Origin of the sequence: Pseudomonas sp. TE50-2 (assembly GCF_040813665.1) — a bacterium.
Taxonomy (GTDB): domain Bacteria; phylum Pseudomonadota; class Gammaproteobacteria; order Pseudomonadales; family Pseudomonadaceae; genus Aquipseudomonas; species Aquipseudomonas soli.
In genome coordinates, this window is sequence record NZ_JBFNXN010000001.1 from 2,160,842 (window position 1) to 2,185,191 (window position 24,350).

At 65.3% G+C, this 24,350-nt stretch carries 21 protein-coding genes and 1 tRNA gene; 13 read left to right on the top strand and 9 right to left on the bottom strand.

All coding sequences use genetic code 11. The annotated features are described in order from the left end of the window. The first annotated feature begins 172 nt into the window (after window positions 1–172). On the top strand, window positions 173–1,333 hold the full coding sequence (locus tag AAHK21_RS09890) for an MFS transporter (protein ID WP_367857140.1): 1,161 nt from the start codon (window positions 173–175) through the stop codon (window positions 1,331–1,333). A 23-nt stretch (window positions 1,334–1,356) separates the two neighbouring features. Here the strand turns inward: AAHK21_RS09890 and ycaC are convergent, their stop codons facing one another. Beyond that, window positions 1,357–1,977 carry an isochorismate family cysteine hydrolase YcaC gene (gene ycaC, locus AAHK21_RS09895; protein ID WP_367857141.1) on the bottom strand — a complete coding sequence of 207 codons (621 nt, stop codon included), beginning with the start codon at window positions 1,975–1,977 and terminating at the stop codon, window positions 1,357–1,359. A gap of 107 nt (window positions 1,978–2,084) precedes the next feature. Further along, window positions 2,085–3,074 carry a Fic family protein gene (locus tag AAHK21_RS09900; RefSeq protein WP_367857142.1) on the bottom strand — a complete coding sequence of 330 codons (990 nt, stop codon included), beginning with the start codon at window positions 3,072–3,074 and terminating at the stop codon, window positions 2,085–2,087. 220 nt (window positions 3,075–3,294) lie between these two features. On the opposite strand from AAHK21_RS09900, the gene AAHK21_RS09905 reads away from it, so the two are divergent. From AAHK21_RS09905 to AAHK21_RS09915, 3 genes are all read left to right on the top strand, one after another. Further along, a complete protein-coding gene (locus AAHK21_RS09905; RefSeq protein ID WP_367857143.1) occupies window positions 3,295–3,684 on the top strand; it encodes a nuclear transport factor 2 family protein in 390 nt (129 codons plus the stop codon). A gap of 87 nt (window positions 3,685–3,771) precedes the next feature. Next, window positions 3,772–5,271 (top strand): cytosine permease, encoded by a 1,500-nt coding sequence (locus tag AAHK21_RS09910; protein WP_367857144.1) that lies wholly within the window; start codon window positions 3,772–3,774, stop codon window positions 5,269–5,271. Window positions 5,272–5,284: 13 nt separating this feature from the next. After that, complete coding sequence (locus AAHK21_RS09915) at window positions 5,285–6,715, top strand: aldehyde dehydrogenase family protein (RefSeq protein ID WP_367857145.1); 1,431 nt, start codon at window positions 5,285–5,287, stop codon at window positions 6,713–6,715. Between the two features lie 183 nt (window positions 6,716–6,898). Here the strand turns inward: AAHK21_RS09915 and AAHK21_RS09920 are convergent, their stop codons facing one another. The 3 genes from AAHK21_RS09920 to AAHK21_RS09930 all read right to left on the bottom strand — a co-directional run bounded on the left by AAHK21_RS09920 (window position 6,899) and on the right by AAHK21_RS09930 (window position 11,135). Then, the gene (locus tag AAHK21_RS09920; protein WP_367857146.1) at window positions 6,899–9,301 is read right to left on the bottom strand and encodes a DUF3772 domain-containing protein; all 2,403 of its coding nucleotides are present in this window, start codon (window positions 9,299–9,301) and stop codon (window positions 6,899–6,901) included. A gap of 54 nt (window positions 9,302–9,355) precedes the next feature. Further along, a complete protein-coding gene (gene ada / locus AAHK21_RS09925) occupies window positions 9,356–10,414 on the bottom strand; it encodes a bifunctional DNA-binding transcriptional regulator/O6-methylguanine-DNA methyltransferase Ada (RefSeq protein WP_110604447.1) in 1,059 nt (352 codons plus the stop codon). A 94-nt stretch (window positions 10,415–10,508) separates the two neighbouring features. Further along, window positions 10,509–11,135 (bottom strand): DNA-3-methyladenine glycosylase, encoded by a 627-nt coding sequence (locus AAHK21_RS09930; protein WP_367857147.1) that lies wholly within the window; start codon window positions 11,133–11,135, stop codon window positions 10,509–10,511. 167 nt (window positions 11,136–11,302) lie between these two features. Between AAHK21_RS09930 and AAHK21_RS09935 the strand changes: the two genes are divergently transcribed. The 3 genes from AAHK21_RS09935 (at window position 11,303) to AAHK21_RS09945 (ending at window position 15,332) form a co-directional block, all read left to right on the top strand. Continuing rightward, window positions 11,303–11,818 (top strand): sigma-70 family RNA polymerase sigma factor, encoded by a 516-nt coding sequence (locus tag AAHK21_RS09935; RefSeq protein WP_046857166.1) that lies wholly within the window; start codon window positions 11,303–11,305, stop codon window positions 11,816–11,818. Then, entirely contained in the window at window positions 11,805–12,761 is a 957-nt protein-coding gene (locus tag AAHK21_RS09940) for a FecR domain-containing protein (RefSeq protein WP_367857148.1), read from the top strand. The genes AAHK21_RS09935 and AAHK21_RS09940 overlap by 14 nt, the downstream gene beginning before the upstream one ends. 96 nt (window positions 12,762–12,857) lie before the next feature. After that, window positions 12,858–15,332, top strand: coding sequence for a TonB-dependent siderophore receptor (locus AAHK21_RS09945; protein WP_367857149.1), 2,475 nt, complete (start codon window positions 12,858–12,860; stop codon window positions 15,330–15,332). A 22-nt stretch (window positions 15,333–15,354) separates the two neighbouring features. Here the strand turns inward: AAHK21_RS09945 and AAHK21_RS09950 are convergent, their stop codons facing one another. Beyond that, the gene (locus AAHK21_RS09950) at window positions 15,355–16,512 is read right to left on the bottom strand and encodes an MFS transporter (RefSeq protein WP_367857150.1); all 1,158 of its coding nucleotides are present in this window, start codon (window positions 16,510–16,512) and stop codon (window positions 15,355–15,357) included. 747 nt (window positions 16,513–17,259) lie between these two features. On the opposite strand from AAHK21_RS09950, the gene AAHK21_RS09955 reads away from it, so the two are divergent. Continuing rightward, window positions 17,260–17,424 (top strand): hypothetical protein, encoded by a 165-nt coding sequence (locus AAHK21_RS09955; protein ID WP_367859042.1) that lies wholly within the window; start codon window positions 17,260–17,262, stop codon window positions 17,422–17,424. A gap of 97 nt (window positions 17,425–17,521) precedes the next feature. Here AAHK21_RS09955 and AAHK21_RS09960 read toward each other — a convergent pair whose 3' ends face one another. Continuing rightward, a complete protein-coding gene (locus AAHK21_RS09960) occupies window positions 17,522–18,736 on the bottom strand; it encodes an MFS transporter (RefSeq protein ID WP_367857151.1) in 1,215 nt (404 codons plus the stop codon). Window positions 18,737–18,937: 201 nt separating this feature from the next. On the opposite strand from AAHK21_RS09960, the gene AAHK21_RS09965 reads away from it, so the two are divergent. Continuing rightward, window positions 18,938–19,861 (top strand): FecR domain-containing protein, encoded by a 924-nt coding sequence (locus AAHK21_RS09965; RefSeq protein ID WP_367858975.1) that lies wholly within the window; start codon window positions 18,938–18,940, stop codon window positions 19,859–19,861. Between the two features lie 96 nt (window positions 19,862–19,957). Continuing rightward, window positions 19,958–20,034 (top strand) — tRNA-Met (locus AAHK21_RS09970). A 54-nt stretch (window positions 20,035–20,088) separates the two neighbouring features. Here the strand turns inward: AAHK21_RS09970 and AAHK21_RS09975 are convergent. Then, window positions 20,089–20,703, bottom strand: a complete 615-nt coding sequence (locus AAHK21_RS09975; RefSeq protein WP_367857152.1) for a LysE family translocator — start codon at window positions 20,701–20,703, stop codon at window positions 20,089–20,091. Window positions 20,704–20,920: 217 nt separating this feature from the next. Here AAHK21_RS09975 and AAHK21_RS09980 point away from each other — a divergent pair, with 217 nt between their 5' ends. Continuing rightward, the gene (locus AAHK21_RS09980) at window positions 20,921–21,826 is read left to right on the top strand and encodes a LysR substrate-binding domain-containing protein (RefSeq protein WP_367857153.1); all 906 of its coding nucleotides are present in this window, start codon (window positions 20,921–20,923) and stop codon (window positions 21,824–21,826) included. Here AAHK21_RS09980 and AAHK21_RS09985 read toward each other — a convergent pair. Further along, a complete protein-coding gene (locus tag AAHK21_RS09985) occupies window positions 21,766–22,350 on the bottom strand; it encodes a D-Ala-D-Ala carboxypeptidase family metallohydrolase (RefSeq protein ID WP_367857154.1) in 585 nt (194 codons plus the stop codon). The two genes, AAHK21_RS09980 and AAHK21_RS09985, sit on opposite strands and share 61 nt — an antisense overlap. A 65-nt stretch (window positions 22,351–22,415) precedes the next feature. Between AAHK21_RS09985 and AAHK21_RS09990 the strand changes: the two genes are divergently transcribed. Beyond that, on the top strand, window positions 22,416–23,585 hold the full coding sequence (locus tag AAHK21_RS09990) for a hypothetical protein (protein WP_367857155.1): 1,170 nt from the start codon (window positions 22,416–22,418) through the stop codon (window positions 23,583–23,585). A 132-nt stretch (window positions 23,586–23,717) separates the two neighbouring features. Beyond that, a complete protein-coding gene (locus AAHK21_RS09995; RefSeq protein ID WP_367857156.1) occupies window positions 23,718–24,233 on the top strand; it encodes a hypothetical protein in 516 nt (171 codons plus the stop codon). Window positions 24,234–24,350 lie beyond the last annotated feature (117 nt).

Consider the following 24,350-nt stretch of genomic DNA (forward strand, 5'->3'; position numbering starts at 1 on the left):
AAGCGCGCGCCTGCCCAGGTTGCGCGTGTACCCCAGCGGCCCTACACTCCCCCTGCTTGAACCGGGATAACCGAAGCACTGCCTCGAAACCCGATGGACCTGACCCTTGCCGGTCAACCGTCGGGACAAATGGGTCCGGACCTTGGCCGGCCTGTTTATCGGAGGCAACACAATGAGCCCGCGTATCTGGCTGCTGGCCCTGGCGACGTTCGTCACGGGCATGGCAGAAAACATCACGGTCGGCATCCTGCCGGCCCTGGCCGATGGCCTGCAGGTCCCGCTCGGTATCGCCGGGCAGCTGACCACGGTGTTCTCCCTGAGCTTCGCCCTTGCCGCGCCCTTCTCTCCACTGCTGACCACACGCCTGCCCTTGCGCCGCCTGCTGTGCGCCACCCTGGCGATCTTTGCCCTGTGCAACCTGGCAGCAGCACTGGCGCCTGGCTATACCGCGTTGCTGGTGGCGCGCATAGGCATGGCCGCGACCAGCGCCCTGACCTGCCTGACCTGCACCCTGATGGCCACGCGCATGGTGCCCGACGCCCTGCGTGGCCGCGCCATCGGGGTGATCTTCATGGGCATCTGCAGCTCGCTGGTGCTGGGGGTGCCGGCCGGGATGCTGCTGTGCGACGTGCTGGGCTGGCGTGGCGTCTTCACCGGGCTGAGCGTGCTGGCAATGGCGGTGCTGCTGATGGCCTGGCAAGGGTTGCCGCAGCTGCAGAGCAGCGAACGCATCGCCCTGCGCAGCTATGTCCGCCATCTGCGCGACAGCCGCCTGATGGCAGCCCAGGGTGTGTCGTTGCTGATGATTGCCGGGCACTTCACGGTCTTCGCCTACCTGGCCCCCTATGCCCACCAGGTCGCCGACATTCCGCTGCAATGGCTGGCGGCAGTGTTCGCCGCCTTCGGCATCGCCGGTGTTTCGGGCGGCTATGTCGGCGGCTGGATGGCGGACCGGCTCGGCGCAGGCCGCTCCATCGCGCTGGCGCCGCTGCTCTATCTCGCCAGCTTGCTGGTACTGCCCTTGAGCGTGGGCACGCCATGGTTGTTCCTGGCGACCATGATGCTCTGGGGCGGGCTGAGCTGGACCACCTCACCGGTGGTGCAGAGCTACCTGGCGACCCGTGGCCCGGACACCTTCCCAGCCGGCATGAGCCTGAACATGTCGGCCATGCACCTGGGCGTCGGGCTGGGTTCGGCCATCGGCGGCGTGGTGATCACCGGAGCGACACTGGCGGCCACCCCCTGGGCCGGCGCCGCGCTGACCGCGTTGGCGGCAGGCCTGGCGTTTTGGTCGGCCATGCCACGGGCTGGCGCGTTGAATATGGCGCAGTGATCCCTCACGGCGCCAGTCGAGGCTTATCTGGACAACTTGTCGTAGCTGGTCATCAGGTTGCGATAGTCGGGGATATGGTTGGAGAACAGCGTACCCAGCCCTTCGATATCGTTGCGCCAGTCACGGTGCAGCTCGCAGGCAACGCCGAACCAGGTCATCAACTGCGCTCCGGCAGCCTCCATGCGGCGCCAGGCCGAGTCGCGAGTTAGCTCGTTGAAGGTGCCGGAAGCGTCGGTGACCACGAACACCTCGAAGCCCTCCTCCAGCGCCGAGAGGGCCGGGAAGGCCACGCACACCTCAGTCACTACCCCGGCGATAAGCAGTTGCTTCTTGCCGGTAGCTTTCACCGCCTTGACGAAGTCTTCGTTGTCCCAGGCATTGATGTTGCCGGGGCGGGCGATGTAAGGCGCGTCGGGGAATTGCGCCTTGAGCTCGGGTACCAGCGGGCCGTTGGGGCCGGTCTCGAAGCTGGTGGTGAGGATGGTCGGCAGCTTGAAGTACTTGGCCAGGTCGGCCAGCGCCAGCACGTTGTTCTTGAACCGGTCCGGGTCAATGTCGCGTACCAGCGACAACAGGCCGGCCTGATGGTCGACCAGCAGGACGGCAGCGTTGTTCTTGTCCAATCGCTTGTATTGGAACGCCATGGCTGAACTCCTTGCTTTGCGGGTAGGGAGTATCCAGCGTAGGCAATCAACACGCACAAGGCCGACCGTCAGTCGGCCAAAGGTAACTGGCTGGCCTGCACAAGCGGTTACCTTGTGACACGGCGATATTGCTGCGCCGGACTGCGCGGCGCATCAGGGTCGGTCATTTCGATCAAACCGTCAGCCAACGCAGGCTTGAGATAGTTCGCTCGGAAGGTCGGACGGTGAGACAATCCGAGGCGCTCCATCAGTTCATTGGCGCGCAGCGCGACACCCGGTTTCAGCACCTCCAGCAATCGCGCTACTTGGTCGGTTACTTGGTCGGTTACTTGGTCGGTCTCACTCGCCTCGGCCAATGCCTGGCGCAGCGCCTGGAGCATGAACTCGACAAACGGCGTGGCCTCACCAGCCTGATCCGCAGCCGCGAGCGCACCGTAGTACGCCTCCTGTTGGGCACAGATCACCGACTCCACCGGCAAGTAGGCGAGTACCGGGCGCCAGCGGCTCAGTATCAGCGTCTGCCACAGACGGCCCATCCGCCCGTTGCCATCGGCGAATGGATGGATGAACTCGAACTCGTAGTGAAAGACGCAACTGCTGATCAACGGGTGCCAGTCACTGGCGCCCAACCAACGCAACAGATCATGCATCAGCGGCTGCAAGCGACTGGCAGGCGGTGCCATGTGCAACAGGCGCTGGCCGCGATAGATGCCGACACCTCCTTGGCGAAACTGACCGGCGTCGTCGATCAAGCCCATCATCAGCAGCTTGTGGGCAGCCAGCAGATCGGCCTGATGCTCGGGCTTCCATCCGCTCATCGCTTCATAGGTGGCAAAGGCATTGCGCACCTCCTGGATTTCACGCGGCAAGCCGAGTACCCGCTTCCCCTCCAGAACTGCAGTGACCTGTTCGACGCTCAGGGTGTTGTTCTCGATCGCCAGCGAGGCCTGGATGGTGCGAATGCGGTTGCCCCGGCGCAGTTGCGGGGTAAGCGCCACTTCCCGATTGGCCGTGAGAGCCCCCACTTGCTCGCTGATATCGGCAACAAGCGCCAGCATGCGCGGTGTCACGGTCAGTGGCGGCTGATACTGGCTCATGGGAATGTCCATCAAGGTCTGGAAGCGTGAATACGATCTTGAACCTTGATGAAGTCAAGGCTGCCGACACCTTAGCCAGTGGCAACACCCGGGTAAAGCGCAGCCCCCCATTGGTTCACGATTTCCTGAACTGATTATTTGTCCACAGCGATTCTTCCTCTCGCCGCCCCCCACCAGAATCGCTTCACCAACAATCACAATAAACCGTGAGGCCACTCCCGTGGACCAGACACTCCAGGTACGGCAGGCCGCCGCCGACCTCGTCGCCGCCTTCGCCAGCAACGACACCGCCCGCTACTTCGCCTGTTTCAGCGAAGACGCCACCTTCCTCTTCCACACCGTGCCGCAACCGCTGCTGTCGCGCCGTGCCTATGAAGATCTCTGGGCCAACTGGCAGGCGGACGGCTTCGCCGTGCTCGGCTGCGAGTCGAGCAATGCCCAGGTGAGCCTGCAGGGCGACGTGGCGATCTTCATGCACGACGTGGCCACGCGCCTGCGCGTCGCCGGCGAAACCCTCGACCTGAACGAGCGCGAGACCATTGTCTTCCGCCTGCACGGCGACCGCTGGCTGGCCTGTCACGAGCACCTGTCGGCCGTCTCGCCGGCCTGATCCCTTTTCAAGCGGCCCTGCCGCACTGCCATCGCACCCACAACAAGGCCGCCCGACGGCCGACAACATTCGCGCTGGAGCATCACCATGAGCCACTCGACCGGTATCGAGACCAATGGCGTCGAACAGATCCCCGACGATCAACGCGACGCCGCCCCGCTGGACCTGTTCCGCCTGATCTTCGGCGGTGCCAATACCTTCGCCACCGCCGTGCTGGGCAGCTTCCCGGTGCTGTTCGGGCTGTCGTTCCAGGCCGGGGTCTGGGCGATCCTGCTCGGCGTCGGCGTGGGCGCGCTGATCCTCGCGCCGATGGGCCTGTTCGGCGCGCTCAACGGCACCAACAACGCGGTATCGTCCGGCGCGCACTTCGGTGTGCACGGGCGTATCGTTGGCTCGTTCCTGTCACTGCTGACCGCCGTCGCGTTCTTCTCGCTGTCGGTATGGAGCTCCGGCGATGCCCTGGTCGGCGGCGCCAAGCGCCTGGTCGGCCTGCCGGAAACCGACCTGACCCTGGGCCTGGCCTACGGCCTGTTCGCGATACTGGTGCTGGTGGTGTGCATCTTCGGCTTCCGCTTCATGCTGTGGGTCAACAAGATTGCGGTGTGGGCCTCGAGCCTGCTGTTCCTGCTGGGCATCTTCGCTTTCGCCGGGCCCTTCGATGCGGGCTACGCCGGCAGCATCAACCTCGGCCAGGCCGGCTTCTGGGCGGCGTTCGTCGGCGCGGCGATCCTGGCCATGAGCAACCCGGTGTCGTTCGGCGCCTTCCTCGGCGACTGGTCGCGCTACATCCCGCGGCAAACACCCAAGTCGCGCATCATGCTGGCGGTGATTCTCGCCCAGGCCGCCACGCTGATCCCGTTCCTGTTCGGACTGTGCACCGCCACCCTGGTGGCCAGCCAGGCACCGGACTACATCGCCGCCAACAACTACGTCGGCGGCCTGCTGGCGATTTCGCCGGGCTGGTTCTTCCTGCCGGTGTGCCTGATCGCGGTGATCGGCGGGATGTCCACCGGCACCACGGCGCTGTACGGCACCGGCCTGGACATGTCCAGCGTGTTCCCGCGCCTGCTCAGCCGCGCCGCCGCCACATTGCTGATCGGCGTGCTGGCCATCGGCTTCATCTTCGTCGGCCGCTTCACCTTCAACCTGGTGCAGAGCGTGTCGACCTTCGCCGTGCTGATCATCACCTGCACAAGCCCCTGGATGGTGATCATGATCCTCGGCCTGATCACCCGACGCGGCTTCTACCATGCCGACGACCTGCAAGTGTTCACCCGTGGCCAGCAAGGCGGCCACTACTGGTTCGACCATGGCTGGAACTGGCGCGGCATGGGCGCGTGGATCCCCAGCGCGGTGGTTGGCCTGTGCTTCGTCAACCTGCCCGGGCAGTTCGTCGGCCCACTGGGCGAGCTCGCCGGCGGCATCGACCTGAGCCTGCCGGTGACCCTCGGCATCGCCGCCGTGCTGTACCTGATCCTGCTCAACCTGTTCCCTGAACCTGCTGGCGTGTATGGCCCCCGTGGCCCGCGCTGGGTGCGCTGCAAAAGCACGCCCGTGAAGCCCGTGACCACTGCCGAAATGGCCTGACTGGAATCCGACCATGACCACACCTCACTACATCGACGGCCGCTGGGTCGAAGGCCAGGGCAGCGACTGCATCGTTGTCCACAACCCGTCCGACGGCCAGCCGTTCGCCGAACTGATGGCCGCCAGCAGCGCCCAGGTCGACCAGGCCGTGGCCGCCGCGCGCCGTGCCCTGGCGTCCTGGAAGACGGTCAGCGCCACCGAGCGTGCCAACTACCTGCGCGGCTTCGCCGAACAGCTGGGCCAGCGCCGCGACGAACTGATCGCGTTGCAGATGCGCAACAACGGCAAGCCGCGCCATGAGGCCGAGATCGATCTGGACGACGCCATCGCCACCTTCGCCTACTACGCCGACCTGGCTGAGCAGTTACCGTCGAAAAACCGTAACGTGCCCCTGGCCGCGCCGGGCTTCACCGCCCGCACCCGCCTTGAGCCGGTGGGCGTGGTCGGCCTGATCGTGCCGTGGAACTTCCCGCTGGTCACCAGCGCCTGGAAGCTCGCCCCGGCCCTCGCGGCCGGCTGCACCGTGGTGCTCAAGCCCTCCGAAATCACCCCGCTGATCGAGCAGGCCTACGGCCAGATCGCCGAGGTGCTGGGTCTGCCGGCCGGCGTGCTGAACATCGTGGGCGGCAAGGCCGAGACCGGCGCTGCTCTGAGCGGCCACAACGGCCTGGACAAGCTGTCATTCACCGGCAGCAACGGCGTCGGCAGCCAGGTGATGCGCGCCGCCGCGGCCCAGTGCCGGCCGGTAACGCTGGAGCTGGGCGGCAAGTCGGCCATCGTGGTGTTCGACGATTGCGATGTCGACCATGCGGTGGAGTGGATCGTCGCCGGTATTACCTGGAACGCCGGGCAGATGTGCTCGGCCACTTCGCGCCTGCTGGTGCAGGAAGGCATCGCCGATGCCCTGCTGCCGCGCTTGCAGGCGGCGCTGGCGGCGTTGCGCGTGGGCAACCCGCTATCTGAAGAAGTGGACATGGGACCACTGACCAGCCAGGCGCAGTGGCTCAAGGTCGCCGGCTATTTCGCCACAGCCCGCGAAGAGGGCCTGAAGTGCCTGGCCGGCGGCACCGCGCTGGACCGCGACGGCTGGTTCGTCAGCCCGACGTTGTATGTGGATGTACCGGTAAGCAGTCGCCTGTGGGGCGAAGAAATCTTCGGCCCGGTGCTGTGCGCGCGGCGCTTCGGCAGCGAGGCCGAGGCCATCGCCCAGGCCAACGACAGCCGCTTCGGCCTGGTCGCCACCGTGTGCTCCGCCGATCTGGAACGCGCCGAGCGCGTGGCCGATGCGCTGGAGGTGGGGCATGTGTGGATCAACTCGGTGCAGGCGGTGTTCGTCGAAACCTCGTGGGGCGGGACCAAGGGTAGCGGGATCGGGCGGGAGCTCGGGCCTTGGGGGCTTTCGGGGTATCAGTCGGTGAAGCATGTGACGCGGTGCTTGGGGTGATTTTTTAGGCGTCCCTTTTAAGGAAATGGAGAGGCAGGCAGGTGTTCGGCGAGTTTTTTCAACGCCTATTGGCGAACACCTGCCCGTCTTCACGCAATCGCATTCAGAACCCCATCGCGGGGCAAGCCCGCTCCCACGCCGACATGTGCAATCAGTGGGAGCGGGCTGGCCTCACGATTGCCCTTATGCCGGTTCGTCGGCCTGGCGCCCGTTCTCCTGCACCAGCACCATGCTCGCCGGTGACGACAGGGCGATACCCTCTTCACGCAAGCGCCCGAGAATGGTGAACAGCAGGTCGCTGCGCGTGCCCGACACCTGTCGAGGCGAAGCAACATAGCCGCTCACCCCGATGACCATGCCACTGCTGGTCAGGTCCTTGAAGGTCACCGAAGTGGCCGGCGCGTCGAGGATCGACTCGTGCTCCTTGTACGCCGCCAGCAACACCTCGCGCACTTTCGCAGGGTCGGTCTCCAGCGGCAGCGTCAGGGTGATGCCCACCACCCCCAGGGCATTGGCCATGGTCACGTTGCGCACGTTCTGCGAGATGAACTGCGAATTGGGCACGATCACCGTCGAGCGGTCGGACATCTGGATTTCCGTGGCGCGCACGTTGATCCGGCGAATATCACCCTCGACACCCGCCAGGCTCACCCAGTCGCCCACCTTCACCGGGCGCTCGGTAAGCAGGATCAGGCCGGAGATGAAGTTCTGCACGATCTGCTGCAGGCCGAAACCGATACCCACCGACAGCGCACTGACTACCCAGGTCAGGCTGGTCAGGTTGATGTGCAGGGTGGACATCACCAGCATGGCCAGGAACAGGAAGCCCAGGTAGCCCACCAGGGTCACCAGCGAGGCGCGCATGCCGGCGTCCATGTCGGTCTCCGGCAGCAGCCGTTCGCTCAGCCAGCGCTTGACCACGCGGATGGCGAACCAGCCACCGAGGAAGATCGCCACGGCCAGGAAGATGTCCTGGGGCACGATGTTCAGGTTGCCCAGCACCTTGCCACCGGTGCCGTCCCAGTCTGCCAGGCTCAGCAGCAGCTCGCCCGGGCTGGTGCCCGATGGCATGAATATCAGCAGCGCGGCGGCAAACAGCAGAAGAGTGCGGCCGATGCCCGCCAGCACCGTGCTGGCCTGGGCCTGGTGGCGTTGCTGCAGGCCCAGCGCCGAGGCCAGCGCCAGGCCACCAGGCTGGCGCGGTGACAGCAGGGTTTCGCACAGGTCGCCGAACACGGTCACCAGCAGGTAGGCGCAGGTAATCACCACGCTGACCCACAGCAGCTTGGCGGTGAGGAAGTAGGCAAGCGTCAGGTAGCCGGCGAGCAGGGTCAGCAGAACCGCCGCCACCCACACCACGATCACGAACGGGATCAGCCCGGCCAGGCCCTTGGGACGCTCCAGGTCGTGCAGGCGGTGGGCGCGGCGATAGCGCAGCAGCGCCACGACGAACAGCAGCGACACCACCAGCGCGGTCACGCCGTTGGTAGCCAGGGTCAGCGCCAGGCTGGTGCCGATCACGCTGTTGATACGCTCCTGGGTCAGCAGCACCATCAACGCCAGGGCCAGCACTTTGGGGAACCAGCCCAGCGCGCTGGCCACCTCGTCGGCGATCGGCGGCAGGCGCCAGGACGGGCGCTGCAGCATCAGCATGGCGCGCCCCAGGCCCGAAATGAAGGCACTGAAGATCACCAACGCAAGGATATGGTTGGTCAGGCTGGCGACGTCGGTACCCAGGTCGGCGCTGCTCTCCAGGCCCCAACGCAGCAGCGACACCGAGCCGGAGATGGTGCCCAGCGTGGCCAGGCTGACGCTCAGGGCCAGGGCGCTGCGACGCAGGCGGCCTTCGGGCAGCCAGCGGATCATCGCATCGGCCAGCAGGCGCTCCAGCAGCCGCCGTACCAGGGTCCAGACCAGCACCGCCGCCACCAGCGCGGTGATGAACAACCAGCGGTGTTCGGCGCTGAAGGCACTGGCCATGGCGTCCGAGACTTCGCCGCGCAGGTCGCGCAGGCGCGCCACGTCGTCGTCGGTGGGGCGGATCAGGCTCGACCAGAACGCCGGGCTCAACGGGCTGGCGGCGCGGCTGGTGATCTGCGAGTTGAACAGGCTGCGGCGCAGGTTGACGATCTGCGTGGACAGGTCACGGGCCGACTGGGTCAACGTGGTGGCGTCCTTCTGCTCGGCGACCACCTTGTTCTTCTCGTCAGTGAGCTGCTTGCGCTGCCGCGTCAGGCTCTCGGCCTCTTCGGCCATGGGCGGGCCAAGCACGTTGAGCTGGTCGTCCAGGCGCTGCACGTCGGCGGTACGCTGGGTGGCCAGCGCATCGGCCTGGCGCTGCACCTGCAGGGCCGACTGGCGCAACTGCGCGAGCAGGTCGTCATTGGCGTTGCTGGTGACGCCCTGGCGGATCTGGTCGAGTCGTTCGCTCAACTCTTCCAGGCTGGCGTTCTCGTCCAGCACCTGCTGCTCGGCCACGGCCAGGCGCGATGCCGGCGTGGCCGGGGCAGCCCAGGCCGGGACGGCCAGGCACAACAGCAGGGCGAAAATCCCCGCATAGAATCGGTCAAGGCTGACACGCCTCATCGAATGTTCCTCTACGCAACTCGACAGGGCGTGAATTCTACTCGGTCCGGGCGCTCAGGAGAGTGCCGTCTCTCGGTCCAGCAACTGACGCTTGCGCTCGATGCCCCAGCGGTAGCCACTGAGGTCGCCGTCACGACGCACCACCCGGTGACAGGGAATGGCCACGGCGATCGCGTTGGCCGCGCAGGCCTGAGCCACCGCCCGCACGGCCTTGGGCGCGCCGATGCGCTCGGCGATGTCGGTGTAGCTGACCGTGGTCCCTGGCGGCACCTCGCGCAGCGCCTGCCAGACCCGCTCCTGGAACGCCGTGCCCTGCACATCCAGGGGCAACGCCAGGCCCAGCGCCGGTGCCTCGACAAAGCCGATCACCTCGGCCACCAGCCGCTCGAAAGTGTCATCGCCGCCGATCAGCCGGGCCTTGGGGAACTTGTCCTGCAGGTCCTTGAGCAAGGGCTCGGGCTCGTCACCCAGCAGGATCGCGCAGATGCCCCGCTCGCTCTGGGCCACCAGGATCGCCCCCAGCGAGCACTGGGCCACGGCAAAATGGATGGTGGCACCCTGGCCGCCGGCACGGTACTCCCGCGGGCGCATGCCCAGCCGCTCGGCGGCGCTCTCGTAAAACCGGCTGTTGGAGTTGTAGCCCGCGTCGTAGATGGCCTCGGTGACGCTGTCGGCGGCATCCAGGCGCTGGCGCAGACGTTGGGCGCGGAAGGCCGAGGCGTAGGCCTTGGGGGTCAGGCCGGTCTCGGCCTTGAACAGGCGATGCAGATGGAACGGGCTGACGTTCAGCTCGCTGCCGAGCTGGTCGAGGTTGGGCGCGGTTTCACGGGCCTCGATCAGGCGGCAGGCGCGGGCAACCAGGTCGGTGCGCCGACTGCCCTGCCCGGCCTTGCAGCGCTTGCAAGCGCGGTAGCCAGCTGCCTCGGCCTGGCCGGGATCGGCAAAGAACTCGACGTTCTCGCGCTTGGCCAGGCGCGACTTGCAGGCGGGCTGGCAGTAGACGCCGGTGGTGCGCACGGCGTAGACAAAGTGGCCGGTCGCGGCGGTGTCGCGGGACTGCACGGCGTGCCAGCGTTCAGCGTCGGTGGTGTAGGTGGTCGGGGCGGGGGTCATGGCGCCTCTCCTTGGTTCGATGCGCTGAGCTTGGCGGGTTGGTCGAAAGTGAACACTCCGAATCTTGCGTTATCTTCAACGGGCCAATCACGGGTCAAGCCCGCCACAGGTACCAGGCCGCCACGGTGCGATAGGGGCTCCACGCCCCGCCCAATACCCGCATTTGCGCGGGCGTCGGCGCCTTGTCCAGGCCCTTCATGCGTCGATACCCCTCACGCACGCCGAAGTCGTCCACCGGCAGGATATCCGATCGCTCCAGGCTATAGATCAGCAGCATCTCCACCGTCCAGCGCCCGACTCCTCGCAGCGCCACCAGGCGTTCGACCAGTGCGGCATCCGACATATGCAGCGCCTCTTCCCGGCTCGGCACCACACCCTCCACACGCGCCTGGGCGATCCCGTGAACCGTGGCGATCTTGCTCGCGGATAGCCCACAGGCGCGCATCGCCTCCGGCGTCACCGCCAGCAACTGTTTGGGCGAGGGAAACGCTCCTTCCGGGAACAGCGCCAGCAATCGCCCGAGGATCGCCTCGGCGGCCCGCGCGTGCAACTGCTGGTAGGCGATGGCCCGCACCAGCGCTTCGTAAGGCTCGCGCCCGGGGGTAGCCCGATGCAGACAGGGCCCCACGGCGGCAATATGCCGCGCCCAGTCCGCATCCTGCCCGGCCAGCCAGGCAGCGGCAGCGTCAAAGGCCTGCGGGGAAAGGTCTGCAAGGATCATTGTTGGCGTTCCCATGGACACAGCCTCCCAGCCTAGCCCAACCGTTCATCGGTGAAACGCTCAATCTTGCGCATCTAATCGCTGGCATACCATTGATCCGCCTACGGCGCCCCGCATAGAATTGAGAACCATTAACAATCACATTATCCGGGCAGGTTCTCCAGACGATGCAGATCGAAGACACGCTGAAACCGGCCGAGGTCGATCTGCTCTATCAGGCCCATCACCGCTGGCTGCGCGGTTGGCTCGGCGCCCGGGTGGGTTGCCGGGAGAACGCCGCCGACCTGGCTCAGGACACTTTCGTGCGCCTGCTCAAGGCGCGCCAGGCCTCGCCACTCAAAGAGCCACGCGCCTACCTGAGCAGCATCGCCCGTGGCCTGATGATCGACCAGTTCCGCCGTCGCGCCCTGGAAAAAGCCTACCTGGAAAGCCTGGCCAACCTGCCGGAACAAGAGGCGCCCAGCGAGGAGCAACGCCTGTTGATCCTCGATACCCTCGAACGCCTCGACCTTGCCCTGCAACGCCTCAAGCCCCGGGCCCGACAGGCCTTCCTGCTGGCCCAGCTCGACGGCCTCAGCCTGGCGCAGATCGCCCAGCGCCTGGACGTTTCCCGGGCCACCGTGGAACGCGACCTGGCCAAGGCCCTGGGCGTCTGCTACCGGATGCGCTATGCCGACGCCTGAACAGATACCGACCCAGGCCCAGGTCGACCAGGCCATTGAATGGCTGGTCAAACTGCGCTACGACAGCCCCGGCCCACGTACCGAACAGCAGTTCCAGCGCTGGCTGGCCAGCCACCCGCAGCATGCCCAGGCCTGGCAGCGGGTCAGCAGCCTCGGTGACGAACTGGCCAGCCTGCCCGCCGAGCTGAGTCGGCAGACCCTCGCCGGTACCGAGCGCCGACGCATGAGCCGGCGCGACCATCTCAAGCTGCTGTCGGTATTGGCCCTGGGCGGCGCCGCTGGCTGGGCGGCGCGTGAACCGCTGGGCCTGTCGGCCTGGATGGCCGACAGCCGCACCGCCACCGGCGAGCGCCGTGAACTGCTCGGCAGCGACGGCAGCCTGATCCGCCTGAACACCGCCAGTGCCATCGACCTGCGCTACAGCGCCGACCTACGCCGGCTGACCCTGCTGCGTGGCGAAATCAGCCTGGACAGCAACGTCAACGACAACCGCCCGTTCAGCATTGACACCCCGGTTGGCACCCTCGGCACCCAGGGCGGCCAGCTGCTGCTGCGCGAGAACGACCAGGGCCTGCTGGTGGCCGTGCGCCGAGGCGAGGTGACGTTGTTCCCCGCCTCCAGCGCAGCGCATTCGGTCAAGCCTGGCGAGGTGCTGCAGGTGTTCGCCCAGGGCGACTACCGGCCTGCCACCGTACATGGCGACCCCTGGGGCTGGACCGACGGCGTGCTGAGCGTGCAGCAGATGCCCCTGGGCGAGTTCATCGGCGAGCTGTCGCGCTACCGCCCCGGCGTGTTGCGCTGCGCGCCGGAGGTGGCGGGCCTGAAAGTTTCCGGCACCTTCCAGCTGGCCGACACCGATCAGGTCCTGCTGCTGGTCGCCCGGAGCCTGCCGGTGCGCGTCGACTACCGCACACGCTATTGGGTGAGCATCGGCGCCGCCTGAACAATTGATGAAAATAAATGAGGTGGAATCTCATTCTCGTCCGGCCTGAAGGAAAACAAGCCCGAACAGTGGTCTGACAACCTTCAGGAGCGCTTCATGATTCGCCCGTGTTCCCCTCGCAACGCCACCCTGCGCCATGCCATCCACGCTGCCGCCCTCGGCCTGGGCATGGCCTGCGCAGGCGTGCTGCCGACAGTCGCCGTCGCCGCGCCCGCCAACCAGAGCCAGCAGCGCGACTGGAACATCCCGGCCGGCCCGTTGGCCGCCGCGCTGGACCAGCTGGCGCGCCAGGGTGGGCTGAACCTGTCGTTCGACGCCGGTAGCCTGCAGGGCAAGACCACCCAAGGCGTGCAGGGCCGACATGACAGTGCGCAGGCGTTGCAGATCCTGCTGCAGGGCAGCGATGTGCAGGTACAGCAGGAAAGCGACAAAAGCTTCCTGCTGATACCTGCCCTGGAGGTGGGCGATGCCCTGCAACTAGGCGCCACCAGCATCTCCAGCAACCGCCTGGGCGAGACCACCGAGCACAGCGGCTCCTACACCACCGGGGCGGTCACCATCGGCAAGACGCCGCAGAGCATCCGCCACACGCCGCAATCGGTGACCGTGGTCACCCGCCAGCGGATCGACGACCAGAACATCACCAACCTCACCAACCTGCTCGAGCAGACCCCAGGCGTGGTGGTCAACCTGACCGACAGCGAGCGGGTGCAGTACTACTCGCGCGGCTACCAGATCGACGCCATCCAGTACGACGGCGCCACCGTGGTGCAGAGCAGCGGCGGTGGTTCGTTCATCCAGAGCGATTCGGCAATCCTCGACCGCGCCGAGATCCTGCGCGGCGCCACCGGCATGTTGCGCGGTGCTGGCAATCCTTCCGGCACCGTCAACCTGGTGCGCAAGCGCCCCACCTATGAATTCCAGGGCGAAGGCAGCGTCACCCTTGGTACCTGGGATGCCCAGCGCTACGTCGCCGACCTTTCCGGCCCCTTGACCGAGACTGGCAACGTGCGTGGCCGGGTGATCGCGGTGCATGACGAGAAGGACCACTTCCAGCAATCGCGCCAGGAGCGCAAGGATGTGCTGTACGGGGTCATGGCCTTCGATCTCGACGACAGCACCACCCTGACCACTGGCCTCGAGTGGACCCAGCTCGACGCCACCGGTGCCTGGGGCAACCTGCCGGCCGACTACGACGGCTCGCCACTGCCGTTCGGCCGCAGCACCTACCTGGGCGCCGACTGGAACCGCTGGAACCGCAGCAACCTGCAGACCTTTGCCGAGCTCGAGCATCGTTTCGACAACGACTGGACGCTCAAGCTGATGGCCCAGCGCACCCACTTCGAACTGGACGACAACGGCTTCAAGCAGACCTACTTCAGCCGTGCCACCGGCACCGCCAACCCGACCCGCAACCCTTACCTGATGAGCTATCAGGTCACCGAAGGCGATGGCGGCGAGAGCCTGCAGAACAACCTCAGTGCCACCCTCAACGGCCCGTTCGACCTGCTCGGCCGCAGCCACGAGCTGATGCTGGGCGTCGAACGCATCCGCAACGACTCCTACGCCTCGGCCACCAACAATGTGCAATCGGGCGTGTTCGACATCCGCACCTGGGACCCGAAGACCAGCCTGGCCAACCCGAGCATCGACATCACCGCCCACCCGGTACGCACCCGCACCACCCAGGAAGGCGCCTATGCCACCTGGCGCATCTCCCTGGCCGATCCGCTCACCGCGATCATCGGCGCCCGCGCCAACTGGTACGACTACGAGCAGGAAAACAACACCAAGGCCAACGGCAAGTTCAGCGTCGACAACGAGATCGTGCCGTACGCCGCGCTGATCTACGACCTCAACGAGAACTTCAGCACCTACGCCAGCTACACCGAGATCTTCAACCCGCAGACCAACACCGATGCCGCAGGCTCCGTGCTCGAGCCGGTCACCGGCGAAGCCTACGAGACCGGGATCAAGGGCGAGTTCTACGAGGGCCGGCTGAACACCTCGCTGGCGTTCTTCCGCATCTACCAGGTCGGCAACGCACTGGACGACCTCAGCGGGCCGAACCCGTGCCTGCCCAACTACACCAGCGGCTATTGCAAGGTCGCCGCGGGCAAGAACCGCAGCCAGGGCTTCGAGCTGGAGATTTCCGGCGAAGTGCTGCCGGGCTGGAACGTGACCGGCGGCTACACCTACAACACCACCGAATACCTCAAGGACACCACCGGCAACAACGGCAACCCGATCCGCACCACCGACCCCAAGCGCATGCTGCGCCTGTTCACCAGCTATCGCCTGCCGGGCGAGCTGCAGGCCTGGACCGTGGGCGGCGGCGTACAGGCGCAGAGCGCCATCTACAACCGCAGCGGCACAGCCGAAGCTTCGCAGTCGGGGTATGCGGTGTACAACGCGATGGTGAACTACCGCTTCAACGACAACTATTCGTTGCAGTTGAACGCCAACAACCTGTTCGACAAGAAGTACTACCGCCAGGTGGCGCCGACGCCGACCGGGTACTACTGGGGCGATCCGCGCAATGTGTCGGTGACCTTGCGCGGAACGTTCTGAGCTGCCGTTCGATGGCTGGGGGTCAGTCCGCCACAGCCTGAAGCTTGCCTGCCCGGCGATAGGCCTGGCGGGCGAAGCACACGAACAGCCCCGCCATCAGCGCCAGCGCCATGGGCAGGCCATGGGGCGCCACGTCCATCGCCGCGCCGCTGACCAGCGGCCCGACCAGGCTGCCGACGCCCCACAGCAAGCCGACGCTGGCGTTCGCCGTGACCAGGTCCTGGCCTTTGAAGCGCTGCCCGATCAGTACCAGCGCCAAGGTATAGATGCCCCCCGCCACCGCGCCGAGCACCACCAGCAGCGGCCACAGCAGCCAGGTCATCTGCAGCAGCCAGGGCAAGGCGATGCCGATAATCATTGCCACCAACCCGCATACCAGGTGCAACCCGGTGCGCTCGACCCGGTCGGCGAGCCAGCCCAGCGGCAGCTGGAAGAGCATGTCGCCGGCGAACACCACGGTCACCATCAGCGCCGCCACGCCCACGACGAAACCATGGCTGGTGGCGTACACCGGCAGCAGCGACAGCACCACGGCATCGAAGAACGAGAAGAACAGCACCGCCACGCACAAGGCCGGGGCCACACGGAAGAAACCGGCCAGGCCGAAGCTCTTGGCGTCTTCCTCATGCTCGACATGATCGTTGGGCACGGTGAACAGGATGCACAGCAAGGCCAGGCCATAACAGAGGGTGACCACGCCGGTCAGCCATGGGCTGTTGGCGCCCAGCAATGCGAGCAGCGCCGGGCCGAGCACCTGGAAACCGGTGAAGCTGGTGGCGTACAGCGCCATGATCTTGCCGCGGTTGTGCTCCGGGCACAGCTCGTTGACCCACGACTCGCCAAGGATGATCGCGATGCCCATGCCGATGCCCAGCCCAAGGCGCAGCAGCGCCAACCACAGCATCGAGTCGAAGGCCCACTCGAGCAAGGCGATGCTCAGGGTGCACAGGCTGAAGCTCAGCAAGTAGATGACACGGCGGGTCAGGTGCCGACAACAAGCGTCGACCATGAACGCCGAGAGCATCATGCCCGCCGCCGGGATCGCCGAGATGATGCCGATCTCCAGGGTCCCCGCCCCCGCCTCGTGCAGGCGCAACGACACCAGCGGCAGGCTCGCCCCGAGGCTGAAACCGACCACCGACACGGCGAACAACAGGCCCGCCAGCAAACGCATGTTCATGTACCACTCCTTGCAAGCCGGCGCGCAGGGGCTCTGGCCCTGGCCGACTGGAAAATCCGCTGAAAGATGTTCGAACGCAGGCGCCCGCCGTCACGCCGGGAAGGCGCGCTACGCAGGGGCGCGGATCAGTTCAGGGCAAGGTGTGGCGAGAAGGTGAAGGCGAACAGCACGCTGCGTCGACGCTTGAGCACCGTGTCGCTCGGCCACGCGCGGCGCGCTGTCGGGGCGACAGGCTGGCGGTGTGGGCGAAGACTACGGGTACGGCGCATTGCATCGGCTACGCAGGATATTGAGGAGGCGGCACTCTAGGCCAAGGTGATCCGGACCGTCAATCGCCACAGTGGCTTCGCCCTCTCTGTGGACGCCGCCGCGCTACAACGCCCGCTGAAAGTCCTGAGCGGAGAAGTGGTGATTTTTTAAGACTTTCCCCATTCCCTGTAGTCCATTTCCCAAACATACTCCCAAGCCCTTTCAAGCCATTGCGGTGCTCTGGGTTGGCCTCTAGTCTCGGGCGGTCGCTGCAAAATCAGCGACCGGCTTTGACAGGCCGCTCTGAACAAAACCGCATGGCGCTGCTTTATGGCGGCTGTGCGTGGGGCACCTCGTGTGCGCCGGTTTCTGGTCTTGTTCACCGGTCTGTCAACCCATGTACAGTTGCCACCTTGCAGATGCCGTTACAGGCGCCGACGCTGAATTAAGCCCGCTTCACGCAGCTAAGTACTGAGAAGTCCAAGTGTGGGAGCGGGCTTGCCCCGCGATGGCGCCCGCACAGGCACCGACCCTTTCAGGGAGAACAACCATGACATCACCGGGATCATGGAAGAAAAGCCCCAGCTGCTCTGGGCGTCGTATTACCTGAGCGCGCTGGCCAAGGCGCTGATGGATGATGCCGAGCTAGGCATGAAGCGCTGACACCTCAAAAGCATCGCGCAGGCAAGACACCTGAGCGCAAACGTCTGGGCGCCGGCTTGTCGCGGCGGCGAAAGGGGCGCACAGCGCCCCTACCCTCTCAGCGCTTGCCGGTGGAAGGCAAGAACACCGCCAGCAACCCAAACAACGGCAGGAACGAGCAAACCCCGTACACATACTCGATCCCACGCAGGTCGGCCACATACCCCAGCAGCGCCGCGCCGATCCCGCCAAACCCGAACATCAGCCCGAAGAAGATCCCAGCGATCATCCCCACATTGCCCGGCACCAGCTCCTGGGCATACACCACGATGGCCGAGAACGCCGAAGCCAGGATAAAACCGATCACCACGCTGAGCACGGTGGTCCAGAACAGGTCGGCATAGGGCAGCGCCAGAGTGAACGGTGCCACACCCAGGATCGAGAACCAGATCACCGCCTTACGCCCGATGCGGTCACCGATGGGCCCGCCAAAGAAGGTGCCCGCCGCCACCGCGCCAAGGAACAGGAACAGGTGCAGCTGCGAACTGGCCACCGACAGCTGGAACTTCTCGATCAGGTAGAAGGTGAAGTAGCTGGTGAAGCTGGCCATGTAGAAGTACTTGGAAAACACCAGCAGGCCCAGCACCACCAAGGCCATGATCACCCGCTGGCGCGAGATGCCGTGGGTGGCCTGCACCGCCTTGCGCGCCTTGGCCTGGTTCAGGTGCTCCTTGTACCAGCGGCGCAGCATCAGGGTCACGGCAAAGAAGAACAGCCCGGCCACGCCGAACCAGGCCACGTGGGTCTGGCCGAAGGGAATGACGATTGCCGCCGCCAACAACGGGCCGAGGGCGGAGCCTGCGTTGCCGCCAACCTGGAAGCTCGACTGGGCCAGGCCGAAGCGCCCGCCCGAGGCCAGCCGGGCAATGCGCGAGGTCTCTGGGTGGAAGGTCGAGGAGCCGATGCCCACTAGCGCCGAGGCCAGCAGGATCATCGGGAAGCTGCCAACGAAGGCCAGCATCACGATCCCCACCAGGGTGCACAGGGTGCCCAGCGGCAACAGGTTCGGCGTGGGCCGCTTGTCGGTGAAGAAGCCCACCCACGGCTGCAGCAGCGACGCAGTGATCTGGAAGGTCAGGGTGATCAGGCCGATCTGGGCGAAGCTCAGGTTGTAGTTGGCCTTGAGCATCGGGTAGATCGCCGGCAGCACGGCCTGGATCAGGTCGTTGATCAGGTGCGCCAGGGCACAGAAACCAATGATGCTCATCACCAGCGGCGTGGCCGGGTTTGCCGGGCTGCTGGCGCTGGAAGTCGGGGTGCTGCTGATGGCCATGAGCTGGATGTCCGTCTGCGGGTTGGGATCCGATTATCGTGAAACAAATAGATACGAAGCTACCTTTTTATTTGCGCGAGCCTTCCATCCGACACGTACTTGTAAATAATTCTCAATATATTTAGCATCCTTTCTCCTCTTCCCTGTGAACGCTGGGCGAAACCGCCCGCCCTCTGCGAGCAGACCGATCCCATGAGCCCGATGCCCGCCTTGCAGCCCACGCCCGACCCCGAGCAGGAAGCCCTGGACTGGTTCTCGCGCCTGCGCCAACCCGGCTGTGACGAGGCCCTGCGCCAGGCGTTCGCCAACTGGTGCCAGGACCCGCTCAACGCCAGGGCGTATGCCCAGCTCGAAGCTTACTGGCAGCAGTTGCAGGTGCCGGCCGCCCGGCCACGACCACGGGTCGCCAAGGTACGCCGCAGCCGTGCCGGGCTGTGCCTGGCGCTGCTGTTCCTGATGCTGGTGGCGGCACTGGCCTGGCTCTACTGGCCACTGATGCAGCGCCTGGGCAGTGAATTGCACACCGACAGCGGCGAACGCCGCAGCGTGCGCCTGGCCGACGGATCGACCCTGCACCTGGACAGCGCCAGCGCGATGAATGTCGACCTGCGTGGCCGCACCCGCCAACTGCATCTGGTGCAAGGCCAGGTTTACTTGGAAGTAATGCTTGATGGCCGCGCCATGGAGGTGCAGGTCGATGACACTCGGATCCAAGTGTTCGGCACCCGCCTGCAGATTGCCCGCCATGCCGACCATGACGAACTGGTGGTGCTCAGCGGCAAGGCCGCAGTCCTGCAGGGTGGCGACCAGCGCCTGGTAAGTGCCGGCGAACGCGTGACGTTCAGCGAACGCCGTATCAATCCGGTCGAAAAGATCGATGCCAAATTGGCCGATGCCTGGCGTAACGGCCAATTGAAGGCCAGGAACCTGCCGTTGAGCGAAGTGCTGGAGCGCCTGGCCGATTACCGTGGCCAGCGTGTCTGGATGATGAACGAGCAAGCAGCCTATCAGCGGATCAACGGTGACTTCGACCTCGACCACCCGGCGCAGAGCCTCGAGCGCCTGGCCGCCGATCAGCAATTGCGCCTGCACAGCCTGCTCGGCCACTGGCTGATCGTGCGTTGAGGCGCCCTTCCGGGCTAAGCGTTTGAAAGGTTGGAAAATTTTTTTGAAAACGTTGTTGACAGGATCGCGATTCGAGCTAATAATGCGCGCCAAGTTGGCTACATAGCTCAGTTGGTTAGAGCATAGCATTCATAATGCTGGGGTCCGGGGTTCAAGTCCCTGTGTAGCCACCACCTTCTAAAAGGGCTTATCGAAAGATAAGCCCTTTTTCTTTGCCCGCGAAAACGTTACTTCACTCCCGCCACCACCACGGCCAGCCCCAGGCCGATCAAGGCCACCCCGATTACCCGGTCAACCGTGCGCTGGCGCTCGATCATCGCCGCACGCAATCGCGCACTGGAAAAGAACACCGCCACCAGGCTGAACCAGACCCAATGGGCAAACGACATGAACGCGCCATAGGCGAAGTCCAGCCCCAGCGGGCTGCCCGGCCGCACTACCTGGGTATAGGCGCTGACCACGAACAGCATGGTCTTGGGATTCAGCGCATTGGTCAGAAAGCCCGTGCGCAACGCGCTCGCCACGCTGGACGCGCCCTGCGCCAGGCCGTCGAGGCTGATGCGCGTGGTGTTGGTCAGCGACTTGTAGCCCAGGTACACCAGGTAGCCCGCCCCTACCACCTTCATGGCCAGGAACAGGGTCGGACTCTGGCTGATGATCACGGCGATGCCGAGCACGGTGTACAGCACATGCACTTGCACGCCCAGGGCGATGCCTGCCGCGGCAGCGAGGCCAGCTTTGCGGCCTTGTGCGTAACTGCTGCGGGTTACCATGGCGAAGTCGGCGCCAGGGCTGATGACAGCCAGGATGGTGAACAGGGCTACGGCGATGAGTTCGTTCACGAACAGGGATCCTCGATGAAAATTCACGGAAGATGGGATTATCCTGCTGCCTTGAACGAGTAAAAATCGATTTATAGTCTGGCTAATCTGCTAGTTTTACTCTCCTATCCGCATTGAATCGACTGGCCTATCGCGGGGCAAGCCCGCTCCCACGAGCGCAGCCTGAGCATGCGTGGGAGCGGGCTTGCCCCGCGATAAAGCCGAAACAGGCCAGCACATGAAACTGCCTCCCCTTACCGCCTTTCGCTACTTCGACATCGCCGCCCGCACTGAAAGCTTCGTGCGCGCCGCAGAGCACCTGCATGTCACCCACGGCGCGGTCAGCCGCCAGGTGCGCCTGCTCGAAGAAAGCCTCGGCGTGGCACTGTTCGAACGGCGCAACCGGGCAATCTTTCTCACCCCCGCCGGTCGCGAGCTGCACAGCACCACCCAGTCGATCTTCGAGCAATTGGAGGGCGCCGTGCAGCGCCTGCAACAGCAGCCTGAAGACAACGTACTGGTGGTCTCCTGCGAGCCGACCATCGCCATGCGCTGGCTGATCCCGCGCCTGCCGCGCTTTCACGCCGCACACCCCGACCTGCAACTGCACCTGGTGGCGGCCGGCGGGCCGGTGGACTTCGCCCGTGGCGGCATCGACCTGGCACTGCGCCGCGATGACTTCCATTGGGATCGCCAGTTGCACAGCCTGAAGATCTGCGATGAGTGGATCGGCCCGGTCGCAAGGCCAGACTTCAAGGGCCAACGCTTGCTGCACAGCGCCACCCGCCCCGATGCCTGGGCCACCTGGCTACGCCTGAGCGGCCAAGGCATCCGGCACACGGCGCGCAGCGACTTCGAGCACTTCTACTTGTCGATCCAGGCTGCCAGCGCGGGCATGGGGCTGGCCATCGCCTCGGCGCTGATGGTTCGCGACGAACTGGACAATGGCCAGCTACAGGCGCCGTACAGCTTCCTGCGCGACGGCTCCGGCTACCACCTGCTCAGCCCGCAGCCGCTGGACGACGGCAGCAAGCGCCAGCGCTTCGCGCAGTGGGTCGGCGACGAGTGCCGGGCCTGCCTGGCTCACCTGGGCTTGCTGCAGAACGACGACCCGGCCCCGCCGTCATCGCCCCAAGTGCGATAGCCGGCCGTGTCGATATGGATACGCCCCGAGGGGTAACGGCCAAGCCCCATGTTCCAGGCCTGGCCGTGCTGTTGCCAGAAGCGGCACAGCGGGTTCGGGTCGGCCCAGCGCGGCAGCAGCAGGTCGACGGCGAAGGCGCGCATGTGCGCGCTGCTCGGCGCGCCGCCGGCACAGGCATTGAGCCGGGGATCACGGTAGGCCGACACCACTTCGAACTGACGCAGGATGCCCTGCTGGTCCAGGGTCTTGATCAATGCCAGCGTCGAACGCACCGCCGGCCAGTGGCTCGCCGGCGGCACCGCAAAGGGTGAAGCCTTGCACAGGCGCCAGTCCGAGGCCGAACGCAGCAACTGATGGATCGGCACCACGCCATACAACCGGGCGTCCACCAGCATTTCACGAAACCTGCGGTTCTCGTGATCCCCGGCCCACTGGGCAAACATCCACACATCGCGTTCATCGGCCTGCACCGCACCCAGCCCGACCAGCGCGCTAGCCAATAGCCATATCCTGGCGCTTTTCATTCCCCCACCTCTTCATCCACCATGGGCGGTCCGCCGTCCTGGCGGCCACTGACAAGGAGTTAAGCATGCACAAGATTGCTGTATCGGGCCTGGCCGCCCTCACCTTCAGCGGCCTGGCCATGGCCGACGCGCAGATCGACCTGGGCGATGCCCAGCGGGTCACCCGGCTGTTCGCCTACCCCAACAACTGCAACGTGATCTGCTACCGCGACTGGACACTCGAACAGACCGTCGAGCACTACCTCACCCAGAGCGTGCAGCGAGACGGCTATGCCAATGCCAAGGTCACGGTGAACCGCGACAACGACAAGCTGCACGCCAGCATCACCGACGTACCGGCGAGCTACGCCGAACCCTTGCGCAAGCTGCTCGACAGCGGCGAGCTGGCCTACCAGGGCGCCACCCGCCTCAACCAGAAAGGCGGCTGGGACTATAGCTGGTACCTGTTCCTGCCCCTGGGCATGGCCCTGGAGAACCGCCGCAGCATCGAACTGCTGCACTTCCCGCCGGACTACTCTTTGACCCGCTACCAGGACTACCTGAAGTCCAACACCACCGACCGCTGGGCGCAGCTTCTGACCTTCAATGGTGTCGAGGCTACCCAGACCCCGGCCTACCAGACCATCGTCGACATCGCCCCGATCGCCGCGCCGGCCAGCGCCGGCAAGGACCTGGAAGGGGTCTACAGCTACTTCAACGACTACCAGGTGCGCATGGTCAAGGAAGTGGCCCTGACCCACGACGGCAAAGGCGCCTTGCCGATGGTCGCGTTCGGCGCGCCGGTACGGGCCTGGATCCAGCAACAGTATGGGCCGAAGGTCAACGTGCTCGGCCTGGTGAGCATCAGCCCCGAGCCCAGCAGCGCCAAGGTGCCCGTGCTCGGCGCCAACCACCCGAGCGCGATCTGGTACGCCGCCGACCCGAAAAGCTACGACGGCGACCAGGACAAGGCCGACGCCGCAGGCCTGAAGATGATGGGCCAGGACCTCTCCGCCGCCTGCTGGCAGGCCGGCATGGGGCGCAACCCGCAGGCCGACGCCAAGCTCACCCTGGATGCCTGCACCAGCAAGTGGCAGGTAACCCAGAAGAAGCAGACCTGCGAATTGTTCTACCGCACCATCCGCGAGATGACCCCGGAGCAGGCGGCAGCCAAGTGCAATACCGGAACGGTGACGCGCAGCTTGCGCGACCTGCGTAAACCTTTGGAAACGAATGGCTCGGATCAGGCGCTTTGATGAGCATTTTGCGCACGGCATAATCTGTCCACCGCTCAGCCCCGAAACAATGACTCGGTTCATTGGCTATCAGGGTGAAGAAACCGGCCTCGTGCCGGTTTTTTCGTTTTTGGACACGACAGGAAGTCGGCCATGCGCAAGAACCTTACCCAACTAGGCGACGAAAGCCTTGCCGAGGCATTCAGCCGATTGCTGCACCAGGCAATCGCCCTGCAAGAGGCAGGCGGGTCGACGCATCATGCGCAACAGGTGACCGAGTTCAGCTACCTCCTGACGCCGAAGCAGCTCGAACGCATTCGTCGCATCTGCAGGCAAATGAATTGGCCCGTGCCACAGTGCCGGGGCATTCGAATCGACCTCCAGGCCATCCTTCATCCTTTGCACGCCAGAGAGACGAAGGATCGATGCACGCCGCAGGAGACACTGCAGATTCTGATCAACGCTTACAGCGCCTACAGCCAGGTCGGACTGAACAAGCCCAAGCATGGCCAGGGCATCCTGTTCAATACCGGCCGCAAGGTCAGGATCGGCAAAGGCAGCTATTACGCAGTGGCTGTCATGAGAATCTGTAGCGCGGGAGGTAAAACGTACTTGGCCCCCGTTACGGCGTATCACGCAACGGAGGCCAAGATTCGGAATATTTCATGACTACGGAGGAAGGACGGCCTCGAAGGCAGGTCTCCCGCACCGAAGCGGAACAACCCATGCGCCTGCGAATTCCCTTCATATGACCCCGGTTGCCCAGGGCCTACGCAGCACCGCCGA